The sequence below is a fragment of the Paraburkholderia sp. J41 genome (genome assembly GCF_905220235.1).
Taxonomy (GTDB): Bacteria; Pseudomonadota; Gammaproteobacteria; order Burkholderiales; family Burkholderiaceae; genus Paraburkholderia.
In genome coordinates this window covers 226,357-248,112 of sequence record NZ_CAJMZE010000005.1, presented here as the reverse complement: position 1 = coordinate 248,112, position 21,756 = coordinate 226,357, and the positions used below count along the sequence as shown (strand labels likewise).

Genomic DNA, 21,756 nt, shown 5'->3' with positions numbered 1-21,756 from the left:
CGCCCTTGCGAAAGCCAATCGCAAGCCAAAACCCGCGAACCGCGTGGGGATGCTTCCCCTACAGGCGATGGCTCGCGGCGATTACAGGTATGCTTTGCCGCTGTCAGGTTCCGCCGACGGAACTATCGCCATTCTGCCCGCAGCACGCAACCGAATCAGCGGAGAACACGCTTGAACCAACCCGCAGCCACGCCCGCGCCGCCCCCGCCGCTCGAAGGCGGCCGCCTGATCCTCGCCACCGTTGCCGTCGCGCTCGCGACCTTCATGAACGTGCTCGACACGTCGATTGCAAACGTCGCCATCCCCACGATCTCCGGCGACCTGGGCGTGTCCGTCGACGAAGGCACGTGGGTCATCACCGTGTTCGCGGCGGCCAACGCGGTGTCGATCCCGCTCACCGGCTGGCTCACGCAGCGCTTCGGCCAGGTGCGCCTGTTCGTCGCCTCGATTCTTTCGTTCGTGCTGGCCTCGTGGCTGTGCGGCATCGCGCCCACGCTGCCCATCCTGCTCGTCGCGCGCGTGCTGCAAGGCGCCGTGGCCGGGCCGCTGATCCCGCTCTCGCAAGCCATTCTGCTCGGCTCGTGGCCCAAGGACAAATCCGCCACCGCACTCGCCTTCTGGGCCATGACGACGACCGTCGGCCCGATCGCGGGCCCGGCGCTCGGCGGCTGGATCACCGACAGCTACAACTGGTCGTGGATCTTCTACATCAACATTCCCGTGGGCCTGTTCGCGGGCTTCATCACGTGGACGATCTATCGCACGCGCGAATCCGCCACGCGCAAGCCGCCTATCGACATCGTGGGTCTCGGGCTGCTGGTCGCGTGGGTCGCGTCGCTGCAAATCCTGCTCGACAAGGGCAAGGATCTCGACTGGTTCAACTCGCCCGTGATCGTCGCGCTCGGCATCGTGGCGCTCATCAGCTTCGCGTTCTTCCTCGTGTGGGAACTCACCGAGGAACATCCGATCGTCGACCTGAGGTTGTTCGGACAACGAAACTTTCTCGGCGGCACGATCGCGATTTCCGTGGCCTATGGCGTGTTCTTCGGCAATCTCGTGCTGTTGCCGCAGTGGATGCAGGAGTATCTGAACTACCGCTCCGTCGACGCGGGCTTCGTGACCGCGCCGCTCGGCATCTTCGCGATGCTGCTTTCGCCCGTGGTCGGCCGCATTCTGCCGCGCTCGGACGCGCGCATCATCGCGACCGTTGCGTTCGTTCTGTTCGCGGTGGTGTTCTACATGCGCTCGAAGTACGTGATCGAAATCGACACGTTCCATCTCGTGCTGCCCACGCTGCTTCAAGGCGTGCCGATGGCGCTGTTCTTCGTGCCGCTCACCGCGATCATTCTCGCGGGCCAGCCGCCGCAACGCGTGCCGGCGGCCGCGGGCCTCTCGAACTTCGTGCGCGTGTTCTGCGGCGCCGTGGGCACCTCCATCGCGACCAACGCCTGGAACAATCGCACGATCCTGCATCACGCGCGGCTCACCGAGCAGGCTTCGGTCGACAACCCGACGTTCAACGCCGCGATCTCGCAAACGCAAACGCTGCTGCATTTGAGCGAGCCTTCCTCGCGCGCGCTGTTCGATTTCCAGTTGTCGACGCAAGCCGCGATGATGGGCCTGAACGACATCTTCTATATTTCGGCGATCATCTTTCTCGCGATCATTCCGCTCATCTGGATCACCAAGTCGACGCGCGGCGGCGGCGGCGGCGCGGCGGGCGCGCATTGATTCAGTGCCTGGCCGACCCGATGACGATCACGAATTACGCCGCGATACTCGACGAAATCCACCACGACCTGCGCCCTCATCTCGGCAGCGGGCGCGTGGCCGACTACATTCCCGAACTGGCGAAAGTGCCCGCCGCGCACTTCGGCATGGCGATCGTGACCGTCGACGGCAACGTGTACCGCACCGGCGACGCCGACGTGCGCTTCTCGATCCAGAGCATTTCCAAGCTGTTCGCGTGTACGCTCGCGTTCCAGTTGCTCGGCGACGCGTTGTGGGACCGCGTGGGCCGCGAACCCTCGGGCAACGCGTTCAATTCGCTCGTTCAGCTCGAATTCGAAGCGGGCAAGCCGCGTAATCCGTTCATCAACGCGGGCGCGATCGTCGTCGCCGACGTGCTCTGCCGCCGCTTCGTGCGCGCCGAAACCGCGCTCGTGGAATTCGTGCGGCGGCTCACGGGCGCGGCCGATATCGACTACGACATGCGCGTCGCGCAATCGGAACTCGCGCACGCCGCGCGCAACCGTGCGATGGCGCATTTCATGGCAAGCTTCGGCAACCTCGAAATGCCCGCCGATACGGTGATCGACGCGTATTGCCGCCAATGCGCAATAGCGATGAATTGCGTGGAACTCGCGCGCGCCGCGCTCTTTCTCGCCAACGGCGGCGTATCGCCCGCGAGCGGCGAGCCCGTGGTCGACGCGAGTTCGGCCAAACGCCTTTCCGCGTTGATGCTCACCTGCGGCACCTACGACGCGGCCGGCGATTTTGTTTATCGCGTGGGATTGCCCGCGAAAAGCGGCGTGGGCGGCGGCATCGTGGCGGTGCTGCCCGGCGAGTTCGCGGTGTGCGTGTGGTCGCCGGGGCTGGACGCCACAGGCAATTCGCTCGTCGGACAATTGGCGCTGGAGTGGCTGACGACGCGCACGGGGCGGTCGATTTTTTGAAGCCCGATTTCGGCCGGCGCCGATGTACCGGTGCAGCGCGGCTGTCTCCGTGTTCGCATTCGACGAAACGGCCGTTCTAGCCGCCCGCCGCGCTCCGCTGCACCGCCACGCATTTGATTTCCACCAGCAGCCCCGGATGCGCGAGTTCGGCCACGCCGATGGCCGTCCACGCGCAAGTCCCGCGCGGAAAGAGGCGGTTCTTTACTGCACGAAACACCGGCATATGCGCACTCATGTGTACGTGGTACGTCGTCATGTCCACGACGTCATCGAAAGTGCATCCGGCCGCTTCCAGCACGATGCGCAGATTCTCCCAGCATGCAATAAATTGCGCTTCGGGATCGGCGATCACTTCGAGGTCGGCCGTGCGGCCCACTTGCCCCGCGCAATACACGGTGGCGCCCACTTTCACCGCCGGCACGTAACCGGCACGCTCCACGAGACCCTGCATCGCCGTGGGTACGATTCGTTCGCGGTCGGCCATGGTCACGCCTTCACCGAAACGAAGCCCGCGGCCGGGCCGTTCGACAGCATCCGTCGCAAGATGCCTCCCGTGCTTTCGGGCGGCACGGCGACTCGCATGGACGGGCTATCGCCCGGACTTTGCGACGCCGCATTCAACGCGTCTTGTTTTGATTCGGGCAATGACTGTGTAGATGGCATGAAATAGCGAAAGTAGAGATAGCGAACTGGAGGCAAAGCGCGCGGGCGCAACCCTGCGCTTTGAACGGTAAGGCTCAAACCCGCTGCGTCAGATGCTTGCGCGCCTGCTGCAAAATGGCCTTCGAAAGCGCGGGGTCCGACACAATTCTCGCCATCGTGACGGCGCCGATCATCGTCGACAGCATCACGAGCGCGTTATTTCTTGCAGCGTCCGGCGGCAAGTCATCCAGCCGGCCGGCGATGACGGACACCATCTTGAGAAAGCCCGCCGTGGTGATCTCTCTCACTTCGTCGCTGCTTCGCGCGAGATCGCTTCCCAGCGCGACCAATGGGCATCCCGACTCCACGTTGTCGCGGAATTCGTGGGAAAGATAGTCCTTGATGACGGTATCGAGCCCTCGCTTGCCTCGCGACGCCGTGCGCTCCATGGATTCCACCATCGAATCGATTGCAAGCGCGAGCGACTCCCCGAAAACTTGCTCCTTCGACTCGAAGTGCTTGTAAAAGCCGCCATGCGTCAGTCCCGCCGCCGCCATCAAATCCGCCAGCCCCGTTGCGTCAATGCCGTTGCGGCGGAATTCCGTGGAAGCCGCCTCGACGATGCGTTGCCGGGTTTCGGCAGTTTCCTGCTTTGATTTCCTCATGCCTTCGCGCCGCCTCGCGGCGTCTCCCGAGTTCCTTTCACGAATAGATGTTAATCGAAATCCTGCTTGCGGGTCGCCGCACTCGTCGCGGCAAACATCGGAGCCGAAAAAATTCTTGATTTTAGATTTCGTTTAACATCTAATTAGATCTCACCCGCCGGCCTGGCGATGTATCCCTCTCGTGGAGAAACGACGATGTCCCTCGCAAACAAAACCGTGCTGATTACCGGCGCCAACCGCGGCATTGGCGCGGCAACCGTTCGGGAACTGCTGAAGCACGGCGTTACCCGCATCCATGCCGGCGCGCGCGTTCTGGAATCCCTGCCGGACTTCGGGGATGCACGCGTGGTGCCGCTTCAACTGGACGTGACCAGCGACGCTTCCGTCAAGCAGGCCGCCGCTACGGCCAAGGATGTCGACGTGTTGCTGAACAATGCGGGAACCATGGCGTTCGGCGACTGGCTCGGCAGCACGCAGGAGGCGATCGAGGCCGACATGAATACCAACTACTACGGCACGCTCCGCGTGATTCGGGCGTTTACGCCTTCTTTCGTCAGCCGCGGTTCCGGCATCATCGCCAACGTGGTCAGCATCGTGGGCCTCGCGCCGGTTCCCGTGCTGGCCGGTTATTCGGCCTCGAAAGCCGCGTTGCAGTCGCTCACGCAGGCGCTTCGCGGCACGTTGGCGAAATCGGGCATTAGCGTCGTGGGCATCTATCCCGGCCCAATCGACACGGATCTGGCCAAGGGCATTCCGCTGGACAAGACCGCGCCGGAACACGCGGCGGCCCAAATCGTTCGAGGTCTCGAAGAGGGCCGAACCTCGATTTTTCCCGATCCCATGGCATTGCAAATCGAACAACTTTGGGCAACCGATGGCCGAAAGCTGGAAGCCGCCATGCAACTCGGCGATTAAGAGAGGCGCCCATGCCCGCACGGCGTGGCGCGCACGATGGCGCAACGCCGTGCCGTGAATTACCAGGGGAGACTGTGCCCGTGGCGGTCGATGAAACGCAGTCCCGGCTTGCCCGCGTTGTCCGCCACCCTGTCGACGACGTGCGGAATGCTTTCGGAAATTTCGAGCGCCGCCGCCGAGCCGCCCATTTCGGTGCGAACCCAGCCCGGCGCCACCAGCAACAGCGCCCGCGTATCGTCATTGTTGCGCGCCGCGAATGCCGCCATCAGCAGGTTTAACGCGGCCTTGCTGGAGCTATAAAGTTCCCAGAATCCCCGGCAGTTGCCAATGCTGCCGATCTCCGACGACATCACCGCAATCACGCCGTCTCCGGCCACCGAGCCGTGAAAGAGTTCGATCACGCGCATGGGGCTCAGTGCATTCGTGAGCATCATGTCGAGGAAGTCTTTCTCCTCGACGTGGAGCGGAGTAAGTTCGTTTGCCTTGCAAATGCCGGCATTGACGAACAACACGTCGAACCTGCGGCCGTTCAGGCGCGCATGCAGTTGCTTCACCGAATCGAGGTCGATCACGTCCGCCGTTTCGACTTCGAGCGCTTCGGCATAACGTTCGCCAAGCCGCTGCAAACCCGGCGAGCGGCCGCGCGACGTGGCGATCACCTGCCAGCCTCTTTCGCAGTATTCCTCGGCAAGCGCCAATCCCAAACCTCGGGATGCGCCAACGATCAAAACCGTTTTCTTCGTGCCCATCTTCACTCTCCTGTCCAAAGTGCCGAACCCGTCGCGGGCCGGCTTTTCAACGATTGAAGCATCCCGCTGAGAGTGAGTCGAGAGCATGAATATCATCGTCGTAATGACATAAGGTCATGAATAGGCAGTGCGGAGTTTCGCACCGCCGCCGACGCCCGCGGGACGGCCGTCGCGTCCGGCTGCCCCAAAATTTTCTTTGACAAACGCTCTTACGATATATATCTTAAGACACATCTTAAGACACTCGTAGACAAGGAGGCCCCATGCGCCACCACCATCACCGCCATTTCGGCCGCCACGGCGGCGAGGACCGCGAAACCTGCGAAGGCCCCGAAAGCCGCCATCCACGCGACCCGCGCGAACTTTTCGCCGCCGCTTTCCATCGCCTCCATGCCGAGCGGCGCGCCGGCCGCCACGCCGCGCATCACGCCTTTCACGCGCTGCGTCACGCCATGGGCCGTCATCGCGGCGGCGACGGCTCCGGCGGCCATTTCGGCGAAGGCTTCGGCCCCGGCGGCTTCGGCAATTTCGGCGGCGGCGGCGGCTTCGGAGGTTTCGGCGACGGCGACGGTTTCGGTCGCGGCCGCAAGTTCACGTCCGAAGACCTGCAACTCATGCTGCTCGTGCTGCTCGCCGACCGTCCGAGCCACGGATACGAGCTGATCAAGGCGCTCGACGCGCGCTCGAACGGCTTTTACAGCCCGAGCCCCGGCATGGTTTATCCGGCGCTTACGTATCTGGAAGAACTGGGCTATGTGAGCGTGACGCTCGAAGGCAACCGCAAGCGCTACGAACTGTCGCCCGAAGGCCGCACGCATCTCGGCGAAAACCGCGAGCGCGCCGACCTCATCCTCGCGAAGCTCACGCATTTCGGCCGCAAGATGGACGTGATGCGGCGCGCGCTCGCGGGCGAGGACGTCTCTGACGCGAGCGGCTGGGTGCGCGAACTGATCGAGGCGCGCCGCGCGCTCAAGCAAGCGCTGCTGCGCCGCTCCGACGTCTCGCCCGAGGAGCAGCGCCGTATCGCGGCGATCCTCGCGCGCGCCACGCAGGAAATCGAGAACGGCGGCGCCTGAGGCCGGGCGAACGGCAGGCCCGCTCACGTCGAACCGGAGCGGGCCAGATCGAGCCGGGCCGCCGCGCCGTTCTTCCCCTTATCCACACGCGGTGCATGCGCGCCGCGCCACCCGACAATGGAGCCATTCATGCCGAATCCGTCCCAACTCGAAGTCGTCCGCGTGCGTCATCCGCTGAAATTCCGCTTGTTGCGCGTGGCGCGCGTCGCGCCCGTTTCGCCCGCGCTCGTGCGCGTGACGCTCACGGGCGATCTCAGCGATTTCGTGTCGGCGTCGTTCGACGATCACGTGAAGGTGTTTTTCCCCGAGGAAGGCGCCGAAAAACCCATACTGCCGAGCCTCGGCCCCGACGGCATCGTGTTCCCCGAAGGCGTCGCGCGCCCCGCCGCGCGCGATTACACGCCGCGCCGCTACGACCCCGAAGCCAACGAACTCGACCTCGAATTCGCGCTGCACGAAGCCGGTCCCGCCACGGCGTGGGCGGCGCAGGCGCGGCCCGGCCAGTATCTCGGCGTGGGCGGCCCGCGCGGCTCGTTGGTCATTCCCAGCGAATTCGACTGGCATCTGCTGATCGGCGACGAAACCGCGCTGCCCGCCATCGCCCGCCGCCTCGCGGAACTGCCCGCCGGCGCGCGCGTGGCCGTGGTGGTCGAAGTCGCGAATCGCGCGGCCCGCATCGCACTGCCGACCGAAGCCGACCTCTACGCCGTCTGGGTTTATCGCGACGAAAGCGAGGGCGAGCAACCGCTCGCCGACGCCGTCTCGCAAGTCTGGCTGCCGCCCGGCGAAGGCTACGTCTGGGCGGCGGGCGAAGCTTCGTCGATACGCGCCGTGCGCGCTCATCTGTGCAACGAGCGCGGCGTGGACAAGAAGCGCGTCCGCGCTTCGGCGTACTGGCGGCGCGGCGCGCAGGCGGCGCACGAAACCATCGACGACTGACGATCGTCACGCGAAGCTAACGCAACGCGCACGCGGCCGCGAGGCCGCGAAGTCGCGAGGCCGCGCCCCGGCGCCTCGCCTTTCGCCTTTCGTCTTTTGACTCGGCTCGCCGCCCGCCCATGACCCACGTTCTCACTCCGCTGCGCGAACGCACGCTGCTCTGGCTGCTTGCGCTCACGCAGTTCACCGTCATCATGGACTTCATGGTGATGATGCCGCTCGGCCCGCAAATCATGCACGCATTCGCGATCACGCCCGCGGCGTTCGCGACGGCCGTATCGGCGTATTCGCTCTGCTCGGGTTTGTCAGGACTCCTTGCGGCTACCTATATTGATCGCTTCGACCGGCGCCGCCTGCTGCAAGTCGCGTATGCGCTGTTCGCGCTTTCGAATCTCGCGTGCGCGCTCGCGCCGAATTTCCACATGCTGCTCGCGGCGCGCGCGTTCGCGGGCCTCACGGGCGGCGTGCTCGGCTCCATCGTGATGGCCATCGTCAGCGACGTGATTCCGGTCGCGCGGCGCGGCGCCGCCACGGGCACGATCATGACGGCGTTCTCCATCGCCGCCATCGCGGGCGTGCCCGCCGGCGTGATGCTGGGCGCGCATTTCGGCTGGAGCACGCCGTTCCTGCTGCTGGTCGCGCTTTCGGCGGCCATCTGGCTCGCGGGCTCGCGCGTCGTGCCGTCGCTCGCCGGGCATCTCGAACAGCGCACGCCGCTCGCGGAGATCGTGCCGCGCTTGTGGCAACTGCTCACGCTGCCGCGTCATATGAAAGCGTTCGGGCTGACGTTCACGATGATGACCGCGCACATGATGGTGATTCCGTTCATCTCGCCGATGCTCGTCGCGAATCACCACATCGCGCCGCAGCAGATTTCGTGGCTCTACATGGCGGGCGGCGCCTCGACCTTCCTCACCGCGCGCGCGGTCGGCCGTCTCGCGGACCGCTACGGCAAGCACCGCGTGTTCGGCGCGATGGCGCTGGCGTCGCTCGGGCCCACGCTCATCGTCACGCACTTGCCCACGCTGCCGTTCCTCGGGCTCGTGGCGTTCTTCGGCGTGTTCATGATCAGCACGTCGAGCCGCATGGTGCCGCTCCAGGCGCTGCTCACGACCATTCCCGAGCCCGCCCGGCGCGGCGCCTTCCTGAGCGCCAACAGCGCGGTGCAGGCGCTCGGCACCGGCATCGGCGCGTGGTTCGGCGGCTTGCTGCTGTCGAACGGCGCGAACGGCACGATCGCGGGCTTCGGCCAGAACGGCTGGATCGCGGCGGCGCTCACGTGCGTGACGGTGCTATGGGTCACGCAGGTGCGCGGCGCGGTGGCGGATACGCCCGCCTCGCCGTTGCCGGCCGCCGCCGAGTCCTGAGAGCGGGTTTTCGCCGACGAAAGCATCGAAAGCGCGATGGCGAAGGTATCAGCGATGTATCGGCAATCCATGCGCAAAAGCGCGGCGAAAAAAAACGGTTAGCCGGGCGGCGCGCGCCTCGTGAGCGCGCGCCGCCCGGCTAACCGGTTGTGCTTCGGATCAAAGCCGGCGAAGCGAGGAACCCGACCGGCCGATCGGCTTCCCTTCGCTTCGTCATGGCCATGCGCTTCGATCAAGACCGATCAAGACCGATCAAGACCGATCAAGACGAAGCGCATATCGGTCGCGCTGCTTAGAAGCGGTGACGCAGACCCACCGTCGCGGCGACCTGGTTCTGCGTGGTCGACGGCGAAAGCGTGTTGATCATCGCGACATTCGCGCCCGCATCGCCAAGCTCGCCCGAGGCGTGCTGGTACACGCCTTCGACGTACACGTCGGTGCGCTTCGAGAGCGAGTAATCGGCTTGCAGCGAAACCGTGTGCCACTTCGGATCGCCCGAACCGTTCGAACCCTTCAGCTTGCCGTCCGTGAACGTGTACGACGCGTCGAGCGCCAGAGCCGGCGTCAGCGCGTAGCGGCCGTTCAGCTCGAAGTTGTCCATGTGGAGGTTCGTGCCGGTCGGGATTGTGAACGTGTTGCCGTTCTGGCCGCCGGCGATCAGGTTTTCGTACTGCGTGTGCGTCCACACGAAGCCGACCGTCGCCGGGCCGTAGTTGTAGTTCACGCCTGCGCCGAGCGTGCGTTGCGTTTCAGCCGAGAGATTGAAGTTGTTGTCCGCGCCCGCCGAGTTCGCGCCGTTCGTGTTGCCCGTGCGCGTGTTGTTCATCTGGAGGTAAGCGGCCGCGACGTTCAGCGGGCCGTTGCCATACGAAGCGCCAACGCTCCATGCGCGGTTGTTCGCGAACTGGCCGGCGTCGTTACTGAAGCCGTACAGGCCGCCGAACTTGAAGCCTTGATAGTTCGCGCTCTGGTACTTCACGGCGTTCTTGATCGAGAACGAGTGGTCGAGGTTGTCGTTGTCGAACGGATGAGCGGCGAGGTTATTGCCGTAGCCCGAACCCGATTCCGACAACGGCGAAAGGTAGTCGACCATCGAGTCATATTGGCGGCCCAGCGTCAGCGTGCCGTACTTGTCGCTTTGCAGACCGACGTACGCCTGACGGTTGAACATCGAACCGCTCTCGGTTTGCTTGCCGTTGTTCAGGTTGAAGCCGTTTTCCAACGTGAAGATCGCATGCAGACCGCCGCCCAGGTCCTCGCTGCCCTTCAGGCCGAAGTACGTATCGGAGAGCGCGCCGCTGCCCTGGTTCCATGTGGAGTGGCCGCCCGCATTGTTCGCGTAGACGATGCCCGCATCGAGCGAACCGTAGAGCGTAACGCTGCTTTGCGCGTGCGCCGCCGTTGCAGCGAATGCGCCCATGACACCCGCGATAATCAGAGTTTTCTTCATGACCTTGACTTTCCTTTTGACTTTCGGACCGCGCTGAAGCAGCTCCGCCTAATGGGGCCGCTCCGGCAATCTCGAGCGAAGTCTACGTGTCGACACCTTTAATTCGCGTCATCCGGCGCTGTAACAGATATTTGCGAAATCTGGAAATATTCGAATATCGGACGATAAATAAATGTTTTTAAACGGAAATTCTTCGTAACCGCTTTAAAACCTTGAAAAGAGTTGTCGCAATCCCGCCACGCCAATCCGCAACACGAGAAATTCGATTATTGCGTAATTCGAATCGACGAATTACGCAAAGCGAAACGTCGAAAAGTTCAATAAATTTAATTACCAAACGTTAATCGGAAATATCGGAGTCCGATTATTTCCGCATCGCGATTAATGAAGTAGAAGCGGGAATAGAGGCAGGAATAGAAGCAGGAATGGAAGCGGCTGCGCCGTGGTACGCGGGCACGCGCGCGGCGGCACGGGCACGGCATCCGTTAAAATCACGGCTTGCGCGCCTCGACTTGCGGCGCACCTCATCCACGCCACGATCGCGCGCCGGCCACGCCGCCGTCGTGCAACCGGCGAGCCTCACATGACGAACACAGCCACTCCCACGCCTTTCAGCGCCTTGCCGCTCGCGCCCGCCACGCTTGAGAATCTCACCCGTCTCGGTTACGTCGACATGACGCCCATCCAGGCCGCGAGCCTGCCGATCGCGTTCGCGGGCCACGACCTCATTGCGCAGGCCAAGACCGGCAGCGGCAAGACCGCCGCGTTCTCGCTCGCGCTGCTCGCGCGCCTCGACGCGCGCCGCCAGGACGTGCAGGCGATGATTCTCTGCCCCACGCGCGAACTCGCCGATCAGGTCACGCAGGAAATTCGCCGCCTCGCGCGAGCCGAAGAAAACGTCAAGGTGCTCACGCTGTGCGGCGGCACGCCCATGCGCCCGCAGGCCGCGAGCCTCGAACACGGCGCGCATATCGTCGTGGGCACGCCGGGCCGCATCATGGATCACCTCGAACGCGGCAATCTCGCGCTCGGCGCGCTCAACACGCTCGTGCTCGACGAAGCGGACCGCATGCTCGACATGGGCTTTTTCGACGACATCGCCACGGTGGCGCGACAATGCCCGAAGGAACGGCAAACGCTGCTGTTCTCGGCGACCTATCCTGAAGGCATCGCGAAACTGAGCCAGCAATTCCTTCGCAATCCGAAAGAAGTGAAACTCGAGGAGCATCACGACGACAGCAAGATTCGCCAGCGCTTCTATGAAGTGAGCGAGAACGACCGCCTGCACACCGTCGGCATGCTGCTCAATCACTATCGCCCGACCAGCGCGCTTGCGTTCTGCAACACCAAGCAGCAATGCCGCGACCTGCTCGACGTGCTGCGCGCGCAGGGCTTTCACGCGCTCGCGCTGCACGGCGAACTCGACCAGCGCGAACGCGATCAAGTGCTGATCCAGTTCGCGAACCGCAGTTGCTCCGTGCTCGTGGCCACCGACGTGGCCGCGCGCGGTCTCGACATCGCGCAGCTCGAAGCCGTGATCAACGTCGACGTCACGCCCGACCCGGAAGTCTACGTACACCGCATCGGCCGCACGGGCCGCGCCGATCAGGACGGCTGGGCGCTGAGTCTTTCGACGATGGACGAAATGGGCCGCGTGGGCGGCATCGAACAGGCGCTCAAGCGCGAAGTCGAATGGCGTCCCGTCTCCGAACTCCAGCCCGCGAGCAAGGAACCGCTGCTGCCGCCGATGGAAACCGTGCAGATTCTGGGCGGCCGCAAGGAAAAGATCCGCCCCGGCGACGTGCTCGGCGCGCTCACGGGCGAAGCGGGCTTCAGCGGCGCGCAGATCGGCAAGATCAACGTGACGGATTTTTCGACTTACGTGGCCGTGGAGCGCAGCGTCGCGCGCGACGCCGTGCGCAAGCTCAATGCGGGCAAGGTCAAGGGCAAGAAGGTGAAAGCGCGCCTCATGGACGAGGAATTCTGAGCGCCGCGAAGCCTCGCGCCCGACAGCCAATCCGATAACCAGCCATTATCAGCAGGAACGCCATGAAACAAGCGCTCAAAATCGATTTCGTCTCCGACGTCGCGTGCCCGTGGTGCGCGGTCGGCCTTTCTTCGCTGCTGATCGCACTGGAGCGGCTCGGCGATCGCGTCGACGCCAGCATCGCGCTGCATCCGTTCGAACTGAACCCGGACATGGCGCCAGGCGGCGAATCGGTCGTCGACTATCTGAGCAAGAAATACGGCCGCACGCCCGAGCAGATCGCGCAAGCCCAGGCGATGATCGCCGAGCGCGGCGCCAGCGTCGGCTTTACGTTCGGCACGCGCGAGCGCATCTACAACACCTTCGACGCGCATCGGCTGATTCATTGGGCCGGGCTAGAAGGCAAGCAGGTGCCGCTCAAGCTCGCGCTGCTGCGCGCATATCACGGCGAAGGCCGCGACACGAGCGACCCGGCGGTGCTGGTCGCGGCGGCGCAGTCCGTGGGTCTGGACGCCGACCGTGCCCGCGCGGTGCTCGAAAGCGGCCAGTACGCCGACGAAGTGCGCACCGAGGAGCGCGAATCGCAGGAGTCGGGCATTCAGTCGGTGCCCGCCATCATCTTCAACGATCAGTACCTGCTGAGCGGCGGCCAGCCGCCCGAAAGCTTCGAGAAAGCCATCGAGCAGATTCTTGCGGGCGAAGCCTGACAAGGCGGTAGGCGGTCGTTGCAGCGCGCGGCGAAAGCGCGCCGCAACGGCCGATGGCGGGCGAGCGGGCGCGGGCGTGTAAACTAGCGGGTTTTTGCCTGGGTGGAATGGTGCTCGCCTCGCAGCGCACAGCCTTGAGCGGCCCGACGCTCGTCCGCTTGCTCGCCGGTTTCGGCAACGCCGAAGTCGTCGAGTCGCGGCAATCGCTTTCCGACCATCTGAGCCAGTGGCTCGGCTGGACCGACGCCATCGCGCTTTCCACGGCGCTTTCGGTGCAGGTGCCGCCCGCTCGCGCGGGAGCGGCGCGCGTGGGCGCAAGCGTCGAGCAGGCCGAAGTCACGCGCTTGCGCGCGGCGCTCACGCGCTCGATCCAGGGCGAGGACGCGCCCGCGCGCCGCGACGGCCGCGACCGGCGCACCGTGGCTGCCGCGCCCGCCGACCCGCAAGCGGATGCCGCGCCCGATTACGCCGAGTTTCGTCAGCGCTATCTGGCCCTGCAACAGGCGATGGAGTCCGATATCGGCGCGTTGCGCGCGCGCCTGCGCTCGGCACTCGCGGCCCGCGCACCGAAGCTCGCGCATCTCGCCACCGTCGACGCCGTGATGGAACAGGCGCTGGCCGCGCGCGAACAGCGGCTGCTGGCCGGCATTCCGGCGCTGCTCGGCGCACACTTCGAGCGTTTGCGCGCGCAAACCGCGGATTCAGCCGATGTGGCCGATGCGGCCGGCGCGGGCAATGTGGCCGATAACGCCGGTTCCGCCGATACCGCCGGTTCCGCCGCCGCCGACAACGCCGCCCCCGGCAAAGCCGCCGCGCCGCACGCATGGCTCGCGGGTTTCCGCAAGGATATGCAGAGCGTGCTGCTCGCCGAACTCGAAATTCGGTTTCAACCGGTTGAAGGGCTGCTTGCCGCCCTTCGCACCAGCTAAATCAATTGCCATGTCCCGATTTCGCCTTGATCTTGTCGTTTTTGCCGCTGGTCTCGCAGCCGTTTGCTGGATCGGCGCCGGTTATCTGGGCTCGAATGCGCTCGCGTTCGCCGTCACGCTGCTGATCGGCGCGTGCTATGTCGCGGGCGCGTGGGAACTGCATCGCTATCGGCAGGACACGGCCGCGCTCGGCGGCGCGCTCGCGCAACTGGGCGCCGCGCCCGCGCGCCTCGCGGGCTGGCTCGACACGCTGCCCGCCGCCCTGCGCAATCCGGTGCGCGCGCGCATCGAAGGCGAGCGCGCCGCCCTGCCCGGCCCCGCGCTCGCGCCCTATCTGACCGGCCTGCTGGTGCTGCTCGGCATGCTCGGCACGCTGCTCGGCATGGTCGTGACGCTCAAGGGCACCGGCTCGGCGCTCGAAAGCGCCACCGATCTCGACGCCATACGCGCCTCGCTGGCCGCGCCGCTCAACGGCCTGCGCTTCGCGTTCGGCACGTCGATCGCGGGCGTGGCCACCTCGGCGATGCTCGGGCTGCTTTCGGCGCTCGTGCGGCGCGAGCGCATCGCAGCCGCGCAACAGCTCGACGTGAAGATCGCCACGACGCTGCGCGCGTTCTCGCCCGCGCATCGACGCGACGAATCGTTCAAGCTGATGCAGCGCCAGGCCGACGCGCTGCCCGCGCTCACCGCGAAGCTCGAGGCGCTGATGACGCTGATCGAGCGCCAGAGCGCCTCGCAGCACGAACAGCAGTTGGCGAGCCAGCAGGCATTTGCCGTGAGCGCCGAAGCCGCGTGGAGCCGCCTCGCGGCTTCCGTGGGCGAATCGCTCAAGGACAGCGCCGCCGAAAGCGCGCGCGCCGCCGGCGCCGCGCTGCGACCCGTGATGGAGGCGACGATGGCCGGTCTCGCGAGCGAATCCGCCGCGCTGCACGGCACGCTCGCGAACGCGGTGCAAACGCATCTGGACGGCGTGACGCGCGGCTTCGAGGCGTCGGCAGCGAACGTCGCCGATAACTGGAACCGCGCGCTCGCCCGGCATCGCGAAACCAGCGACGCGCTCGCGGCCAATCTGGGCGGCGCGCTGGAGCGTTTCAACGCGAGCTTCGAGGCGCGCTCGGCGGGCTTGCTCGACGGCGTATCGGCACGTTTCGAAACGGCGGCGCAAAACGTGTCGCAGGCATGGCAAGCGGCGCTCGCGCAACAGGAAAGCACCGGCGCGAAACTCGCCGCCGATCAGCAGCAGGCGCTGGGCGCGGCCGCCGCGACGTTCGAGCAGCACGCGGCGTCGCTGCTGCGCGCCGTGGACGCCTCGCACGCCGACTTGCAAACCACGCTCGCCGCGCGCGACGAGGCGCGGCTCGCAAGCTGGGCCGAGGCGCTTGCGGCGATGAGCGCCGCGCTGCGCGCCGATTGGGAAACGACGACCGCCGCCTCCGCGCAGCATCAGCGCGAGATTTGCGCGACGCTGGCCCAGACCGCGCGCGAAATCACCGAGCAATCGCAGCAGCACGCCGCGAAAACGATCGGCGAAATCGACCGTCTGGTGGACGCCGCCGCGCAAGCGCCCAAGGCCGCCGCGAATCTGCACCACGAAATCGCCGAGCGCGACCGCGACCGCCTTGAAGCGTGGACGAAATCGCTCGCCGAAATGGCCGCGACGCTGCGCACCGAATGGGCAACGACGAGCGCCGCCGCCGCGCAGCATCAGCAGGCGGTGAGCGCCACGCTCGCGCAAACGGCCAGCGACATCGCCGCGCAATCGGAACAGCATTCGACGAAAACGCTCGCCGAGATCGACCGTCTCGTGGACGCCGCCGCGCAAGCGCCCAAGGCCGCCGCGAATCTGCACCACGAAATCGCCGAGCGCGACCGCGAGCGCTTCACCGCGTGGACCGCCGCGCTGGCCGAACTCGCCGCGACGCTGCGCGCCGAAATGGCCGCGACGCACGCCACGCTCGCGCAAACCGCCAGCGGCATCGCCGCGCAGTCGGAACAGCATTCGACGAAAACGCTCGCCGAAATCGACCGCCTCGTGGACGCCGCCGCGCAAGCGCCCAAGGCCGCCGCGAATCTGCACCACGAAATCGCCGAGCGCGACCGCGAGCGCCTCGACGCGTGGTCGAAGTCGCTCGCCGAGATCGCCGCGACCTTGCGCCACGAGTGGGAAGCCACGAGCGCCGCGACGCAGCAGCGTCAGCAGGACATTTGCGCCGCGCTCGCACAGGCCGCGAACGGCATCGTCGCGCAGTCGAAGCAGCACGCGCACGACACCATCGCCGAAATCGAGCGTCTCGTGCAGGCCGCGTCTGTCGCGCCGCAAGCCGCCGCCGAAGTGGTCGCCGAACTGCGCCAGAAGCTCTCCGACAGCATGGTGCGCGACACCGCGATGCTCGAGGAGCGCAGCCGCCTGCTCGCCACGCTCGAAACGCTGCTCGACGCCGTGAACCGCGCCGCCACCGAACAGCGCGCGGCCGTGGACGGGCTCGTGTCGACCTCGGCGGCATTGCTCGAACGCGTGGGCGGCCAGTTCAGCGCCACCGTGGAAAACCAAACCGGCAAGCTCGGCGCGATTGCCGCGCAGGTCACGGGCAGCGCCGTGGAAGTCGCGAGCCTCGGTGACGCGTTCGGCGCGGCCGTCGGCGTGTTCGGCGAGTCGAACGACAAGCTCGTCGCGCACCTGGAGCGCATCGAGGCCGCGCTCGACAAGTCGCTCGCACGCAGCGACGACCAGCTCGCGTACTACGTCGCGCAGGCGCGCGAAGTGATCGACTTGAGCATGCTGTCGCAAAAGCAGATCGTCGAGAACTTGCAGCAGCTTGCCGGCCAGCGCGCCTCGACGGGAGCCGAAACGGCATGAACGACGATCTCGACGGCGGCGCCGCGCCGGCCGCGCCCGTTTGGCCCGCGTTCGCCGACTTGATGTCGGTGCTGCTCGGCGCGTTCATGCTGATTCTCGTCGGCGTGATCGGCATGCAACTGGAGGTGTCGAGCCGGCTCGCGAAGGAAGTGAAGGAGCGCAAAGCCGAAACCGAGCGCCGCAAGACGCTCGAACAGGCGCTGGCCGGACCGCTCGCCGCGGGGCGCGTGACGCTCGTGAACGGGCGTATCGGCATTGCGGGCAGCGTGCTGTTCGCGCTCAATTCCGACCAATTGCAGCCGCAAGGCCGCGAATTGCTGCGCAGCCTCGCCGGGCCGCTCGCCGCGTATCTCAAGAGCCGCGACGAAATCCTGATGGTGAGCGGTTTCGCCGACGATCAGCAGGTTCACGCGGGCAACAAACGTTTCGCCGACAACTGGGAGCTTTCCGCCGAGCGCGCGCTCACGGTCACGCGCGCGTTCATCGACGCCGGCGTGCCCAAGTCGTCGGTGTTCGCGGCGGCGTTCGGCTCCGAACAGCCGATCAGTTCCAACGCCGACGACGCGGGCCGCGCGAAGAACCGCCGCGTGGAAATCGCGCCGGTGCCGCGCCAGCCGACCGTCGGCGGAGAGAAGCACGGTGAATGACGGCGCGCGCCACGATGCCGCGAACGCCCGCGCGCTGCTCGACGCCTGGCGCGCGCGCGGCGCGGATCGCTTCGACCCCGTGCGCTTTCACTTGATCGAGGCGATGGAGCGGCGCGCGGCGGCGCAAACCGGCGAAGCGCGACGCCTGCTCGACGCGCGGCTTGCGCAATTGCTGCGCGCTTTCGCCGCCGACATCGCGCGCGCGAACGAGACGCAGACGGCGCGCGCGGCGTCGTTCGATGCGCGCATCGGCGCGCGGCGTTCGGCGCTGGGCCGGCTCGTGGATTCGGTCGCGCGCGCGGAGCCCGAGCAACCCGCGTCGCGCGTGCGGCACGAGCCGGACCCGGAGCTGGTGGAGTATTTCCGCAAAACGTGGTCGCGCGTGCGCACCGAAACGCAGTTGCGCCAGTCGCTCGATCAGGTGCCGAAAAACGCCGGGCCGCTCAATTCGAGCAGCCTCGTGCATCGCGCGCTCTCGCTGATGCGCGAGGTGTCGCCGGGCTATTTGCAGCACTTTCTCGCGTATGCGGACGCGCTTTCGTGGCTGGAACAGTTGAACGGCGCGACGGCGGCGAGCGCGCCGGCGAAGGAAGCGGCGCGCGGCGCGAAAAAGGGGCGCAAGGGGCGCTGAGAGCGCCCCGCTTTTACTTCGCTTTTATCCCGCTTAACCCGCTTTCCGCCGCGCCTTCACCGCTTGCGCCAGCCCGTCCAGCACCGGCTCGGTCTGCGCCCAGCTAATGCACGCGTCCGTGATCGAGACGCCGCGCTTGAGCGGCACGCCCGGCTTCTGATCCTGCCGGCCCGCTTCGAGATGGCTCTCGATCATCACGCCGGTAATGCGTTTCTCGCCGCCCGCCAGTTGCGCGCCGATGTCCTTCGCCACTTCGATCTGCCGCTCGTGCGCCTTGTTCGAGTTCGCGTGCGAGCAGTCGATCATCACCTGTTCGCGCATGCCCGCCTTCGCGAGCGCCGCGCACGCCGCCGCCACCGAAGCCGCGTCGTAGTTCGGGCCGCTCTTGCCGCCGCGCAGGATCACGTGGCAGTCGTCGTTGCCGCGCGTTTCGAAGATGGCGGCCATGCCCATCTTCGTCATGCCCATGAACGCGTGGCTCGCGCGCGCGGCCACGATGGCGTCGGCGGCCACCTGCACGCCGCCGTCCGTGCCGTTCTTGAAGCCGATCGGGCACGACAGCCCCGAGGCGAGCTGGCGATGGCTCTGGCTCTCGGTCGTGCGCGCGCCGATCGCGCCCCACGCCACGAGATCGGCGATGTATTGCGGGCTCAGCAGGTCGAGGAATTCAGTGGCCGTGGGCAGCCCGAGCGCGTTGATGTCCAGCAGCAGTTGGCGCGCGGCGCGCAGCCCCTCGTTGATGCGGAAGCTGCCGTCCAGGCGCGGATCGTTGATATAGCCCTTCCAGCCCACGGTCGTGCGCGGCTTCTCGAAGTACACGCGCATGACGACGAGCAGATCGTCCTTGAGCGCGTCGGCTTTCGTCTTGAGCAGCTTTGCGTATTCGATGGCCTGGTCGTGATCGTGAATCGAGCACGGCCCGACCACCACCACGAGTCGATCGTCGCGATCCTTGAGCACGTTGGCGATGTCGGCGCGGCTCGCTTCCACGAGCGTTTGCGTCGCTTGCGGCACCGGCAGCTCGTCGAGCAGCAGCGCGGGCGAGATGAGCGGGCGCACGGCGCCGATGCGCGTGTCGTCGATGCGGGTGGTGTCCTGGGTGGCGTCGGCGACGCCGACTTCCTGGTCGTGCTGCGGGTTGTCGATACGGCTCAATTTATTCTCCGGCGAAGCATTCAAAGCGCTTCTCATGCAGATTTCATGCGAGCGAGGCGCTTGCGGCGCACACGTCTCGCGGGGGACGGTCCGCCGATTATCGCATTTCGCACGCGGCGCTCGCTCGAAACCCGCCGGAACGCGCACGGCGAGCGCACGGCGAACGCTGGAAAACCCGCGCCCGAAACGCCGCGAGGCGGCCCGAAGACCGCCTCGCGAATCCACCAACAACGCGAACGCGTGACAAACGTGTCGCAAGCGCGTAAAAAAAGCGCGCCGCGAGGTTCAGCGCATCAGCGCGCCGTGCCGCCGAGCGGATAGCCCTTGCCCGCCAGCCGCCGCGCGATGCGCACGAGCGCGAGCCATTGCTGCGCGAGCAGCCCTTCGCCGTAATTCACGCCGCCGCCGTGCGGCGCGGGCAGTTGGTCGCGAATGCCCGTGGGCTCGGGCGCCGGGTTCCACGACGCCGTGCGGAACATCATGTCCCACCACGGAAACAGCACGCCGAAGTTGCAGCCGTAGCGCGTGCCTTCGTGACCGTAGCCGATCGCATGATGGCGCCGGTGAAACGCCGGGCTCACCACGAGGCGTTCCAGCAGCCAGCCGAATTTCAGCCGCGCATTGGCGTGCTGCACGCTCTGCATGAAATTGCTGACGGCCACGAGCACGACGAACTGCGCGGGCTGCACGCCGATCACGAGCGAGATGGCCGCGAAAAACGCCGCCTGCACCACGTCGTCGAGAAAATGATTGCGGTCGTCGCACCAGAGCGACATCTGCTGCTGGCTGTGATGCACGGCATGCAATTCCCACCAGACGCCGAAGCGGTGCTGCCAGCGGTGATACCAGTAGCCCGCGAAATCGAGCACGATCAGGTAGATCGCGAACGACACCATGGGCCGGTCGGTCACGCCGGGCCAGAGGCTGTCCACTTCCAGGTTCGGAATGTTGTGGATCGCCATCAGGCTCTGCCAGTGGTTGAACAGCGGCGTGAGCACGAAGAAGAACGCCATGTTGAGAATGCCCAGCTTGGCGATCCACGTGTACCAGACGTCGGCGCGCAGCGCCTTGCGGTCCTGCCAGCTTTCCACGGGCGCAAGCGCCTCCAGCGGCCGCAGCAGCGCGTACATGGCGACGATTTCGAGCACGCCCACGATCACCCAGTAGAGCGCGTCGTAGGTGTCCTCGTCGTAGCCCATCAGGCCGACCTTGTAGAAGAACGGCTGCACGGCGTCCACGTAGACGAGCGTTTGCAGCCACGAAACAAGGTTGTCGGCCTGCGAGATCAACGTGTCAAGCATCGGAACTCCTTCAGTCCGGGTTCGGCACGCGCAACGGCGCGCTGTTCGCGAAGTAGATGCCGTGCGGCGAGCGGCCCACGGCGATCGTGTCGATCAACTGGCGCGTGTTCAGGTCGATGATACCCACGTGCTTCGCGAAGCGGAACGTCACCCACAGGTAGCGCTTGTCGGCGGAAAGCTCCATGTCGTCGGGGCCGGGGCGCAGCCCGGTGATGTCGCCCACCTTGGTCAGCGTCGTGTAATCGAGAATGCTGATGGTGCTTTCCACGCGATTCGACACCACCACGTGCTTGCCGTCGTCGAGGTCGCGGAAATTGTGCGCGCCGCGGCCGGTCTGGATCTTTTTCACGAGCGTGCGATTGCGCCAGTCGACCACGGCCACGTCGTCCTCGCCCGTCATGCCGATGAGCAGGTACTTGTCGCCGGGCGTCATCCAGATGCCCGCGGGCGTGCTGCCGATATGCAGTTTCCACAGCACGGTTTGCGTCGCGAGGTCGATGGCCGCCACTTCGCCCGTGTCTTGCAGCGTGACGAATGCAATCTTGCTGTCCGAGGTGAAATTGATGTGGCTCGGCGTTTTCGCGAGCGGAATGCGCTTCGCGATCGTGAAGTTCTGGCCGTCCCAGCGGTAGACGTCGACGCGATCGAGCCGCAGGCCCGCCGTCACGAACCATTTGTGATCGGGCGAGAAACCGAGCTGATACGGGTCTTCGATACCGTCGATGCGGCGCTGCACCTGGCCCGAATGCGGGTCGACGAACATCAGGTCGTTCGAGACCGAGTCGGCGACGATCAGCGACTTGCCGTCGGGCGTGATCATCAGGTGATGCGGCTCCTTGCCCGTGGGTTCGGTGCCGACCACGGTGCGGCTCGCTTCGTCGATAAGCGAAAGCTTCGCCTCGCCCGAGTCGAGAATGATGACCTTGTCGTCGGCGTGGGCCGGCGCGCCGCCGGCAAGACCGCTCACGAGCAGCGCGGCCGCGAGCGTGTGTTTCATGCGGGCGGAGGTAATCGAAAGGATCGGGAAATCAGGCATTTCGTAAGGGAGATGAACGGCAAAGGCA

General features: G+C 65.9%; 19 protein-coding genes. 12 read left to right on the top strand and 7 right to left on the bottom strand.

Annotated features, from left to right (window positions below):
• Nucleotides 1-171 precede the first annotated feature (171 nt).
• Together U5805_RS07580 and U5805_RS07575 are read left to right on the top strand one after the other, a co-directional pair.
• A complete protein-coding gene (locus tag U5805_RS07580; RefSeq protein WP_322102830.1) occupies nucleotides 172-1,731 on the top strand; it encodes a DHA2 family efflux MFS transporter permease subunit in 1,560 nt (519 codons plus the stop codon).
• Between the two features lie 20 nt (nucleotides 1,732-1,751).
• Nucleotides 1,752-2,675, top strand: a complete 924-nt coding sequence (locus tag U5805_RS07575) for a glutaminase (protein ID WP_322102829.1) — start codon at nucleotides 1,752-1,754, stop codon at nucleotides 2,673-2,675.
• 76 nt (nucleotides 2,676-2,751) lie between these two features.
• On the opposite strand, the gene U5805_RS07570 is transcribed toward U5805_RS07575, so the two are convergent.
• Complete coding sequence (locus U5805_RS07570) at nucleotides 2,752-3,159, bottom strand: RidA family protein (RefSeq protein ID WP_322102828.1); 408 nt, start codon at nucleotides 3,157-3,159, stop codon at nucleotides 2,752-2,754.
• Between the two features lie 253 nt (nucleotides 3,160-3,412).
• Complete coding sequence (locus U5805_RS07565) at nucleotides 3,413-3,982, bottom strand: TetR/AcrR family transcriptional regulator (RefSeq protein WP_322102827.1); 570 nt, start codon at nucleotides 3,980-3,982, stop codon at nucleotides 3,413-3,415.
• Nucleotides 3,983-4,177: 195 nt separating this feature from the next.
• Here U5805_RS07565 and U5805_RS07560 point away from each other — a divergent pair, with 195 nt between their 5' ends.
• On the top strand, nucleotides 4,178-4,897 hold the full coding sequence (locus tag U5805_RS07560) for an SDR family oxidoreductase (RefSeq protein WP_322102826.1): 720 nt from the start codon (nucleotides 4,178-4,180) through the stop codon (nucleotides 4,895-4,897).
• 59 nt (nucleotides 4,898-4,956) lie between these two features.
• On the opposite strand, the gene U5805_RS07555 is transcribed toward U5805_RS07560, so the two are convergent.
• Nucleotides 4,957-5,646 carry an SDR family NAD(P)-dependent oxidoreductase gene (locus U5805_RS07555; RefSeq protein ID WP_322102878.1) on the bottom strand — a complete coding sequence of 230 codons (690 nt, stop codon included), beginning with the start codon at nucleotides 5,644-5,646 and terminating at the stop codon, nucleotides 4,957-4,959.
• Between the two features lie 263 nt (nucleotides 5,647-5,909).
• On the opposite strand from U5805_RS07555, the gene U5805_RS07550 reads away from it, so the two are divergent.
• The 3 genes from U5805_RS07550 (at nucleotide 5,910) to U5805_RS07540 (ending at nucleotide 9,028) form a co-directional block, all read left to right on the top strand.
• The gene (locus U5805_RS07550; protein WP_322102825.1) at nucleotides 5,910-6,722 is read left to right on the top strand and encodes a PadR family transcriptional regulator; all 813 of its coding nucleotides are present in this window, start codon (nucleotides 5,910-5,912) and stop codon (nucleotides 6,720-6,722) included.
• Between the two features lie 129 nt (nucleotides 6,723-6,851).
• Nucleotides 6,852-7,661, top strand: a complete 810-nt coding sequence (locus U5805_RS07545) for a siderophore-interacting protein (protein ID WP_322102824.1) — start codon at nucleotides 6,852-6,854, stop codon at nucleotides 7,659-7,661.
• Nucleotides 7,662-7,780: 119 nt separating this feature from the next.
• On the top strand, nucleotides 7,781-9,028 hold the full coding sequence (locus U5805_RS07540) for an MFS transporter (protein WP_322102823.1): 1,248 nt from the start codon (nucleotides 7,781-7,783) through the stop codon (nucleotides 9,026-9,028).
• Between the two features lie 292 nt (nucleotides 9,029-9,320).
• Here U5805_RS07540 and U5805_RS07535 read toward each other — a convergent pair whose 3' ends face one another.
• Entirely contained in the window at nucleotides 9,321-10,478 is a 1,158-nt protein-coding gene (locus tag U5805_RS07535) for a porin (RefSeq protein ID WP_322102822.1), read from the bottom strand.
• Nucleotides 10,479-11,061: 583 nt separating this feature from the next.
• Between U5805_RS07535 and dbpA the strand changes: the two genes are divergently transcribed.
• The 6 genes from dbpA (at nucleotide 11,062) to U5805_RS07505 (ending at nucleotide 18,236) form a co-directional block, all read left to right on the top strand.
• Nucleotides 11,062-12,465, top strand: coding sequence for an ATP-dependent RNA helicase DbpA (dbpA, locus tag U5805_RS07530; protein WP_322102821.1), 1,404 nt, complete (start codon nucleotides 11,062-11,064; stop codon nucleotides 12,463-12,465).
• Between the two features lie 62 nt (nucleotides 12,466-12,527).
• On the top strand, nucleotides 12,528-13,172 hold the full coding sequence (locus U5805_RS07525) for a DsbA family oxidoreductase (RefSeq protein WP_322102820.1): 645 nt from the start codon (nucleotides 12,528-12,530) through the stop codon (nucleotides 13,170-13,172).
• Between the two features lie 107 nt (nucleotides 13,173-13,279).
• Nucleotides 13,280-14,101: a DUF3348 domain-containing protein gene (locus tag U5805_RS07520; protein ID WP_322102819.1), complete on the top strand. Its 822-nt coding sequence runs from the start codon at nucleotides 13,280-13,282 to the stop codon at nucleotides 14,099-14,101.
• 10 nt (nucleotides 14,102-14,111) lie between these two features.
• Entirely contained in the window at nucleotides 14,112-16,958 is a 2,847-nt protein-coding gene (locus U5805_RS07515) for a DUF802 domain-containing protein (protein ID WP_322102818.1), read from the top strand.
• Nucleotides 16,955-17,605, top strand: a complete 651-nt coding sequence (locus U5805_RS07510) for an OmpA family protein (RefSeq protein WP_322102817.1) — start codon at nucleotides 16,955-16,957, stop codon at nucleotides 17,603-17,605. Before U5805_RS07515 ends, U5805_RS07510 begins: the two co-directional genes overlap by 4 nt.
• Nucleotides 17,598-18,236 (top strand): DUF2894 domain-containing protein, encoded by a 639-nt coding sequence (locus U5805_RS07505; protein ID WP_322102816.1) that lies wholly within the window; start codon nucleotides 17,598-17,600, stop codon nucleotides 18,234-18,236. The genes U5805_RS07510 and U5805_RS07505 overlap by 8 nt, the downstream gene beginning before the upstream one ends.
• Before the next feature lie 33 nt (nucleotides 18,237-18,269).
• Here U5805_RS07505 and U5805_RS07500 read toward each other — a convergent pair whose 3' ends face one another.
• The 3 genes from U5805_RS07500 to U5805_RS07490 all read right to left on the bottom strand — a co-directional run bounded on the left by U5805_RS07500 (nucleotide 18,270) and on the right by U5805_RS07490 (nucleotide 21,689).
• Nucleotides 18,270-19,391 carry a 3-deoxy-7-phosphoheptulonate synthase gene (locus U5805_RS07500; RefSeq protein WP_322102815.1) on the bottom strand — a complete coding sequence of 374 codons (1,122 nt, stop codon included), beginning with the start codon at nucleotides 19,389-19,391 and terminating at the stop codon, nucleotides 18,270-18,272.
• Nucleotides 19,392-19,684: 293 nt separating this feature from the next.
• A complete protein-coding gene (locus U5805_RS07495) occupies nucleotides 19,685-20,692 on the bottom strand; it encodes a sterol desaturase family protein (RefSeq protein ID WP_322102814.1) in 1,008 nt (335 codons plus the stop codon).
• Between the two features lie 10 nt (nucleotides 20,693-20,702).
• Nucleotides 20,703-21,689: a YncE family protein gene (locus tag U5805_RS07490; protein ID WP_322102813.1), complete on the bottom strand. Its 987-nt coding sequence runs from the start codon at nucleotides 21,687-21,689 to the stop codon at nucleotides 20,703-20,705.
• Between the last annotated feature and the right edge of the window lie 67 nt (nucleotides 21,690-21,756).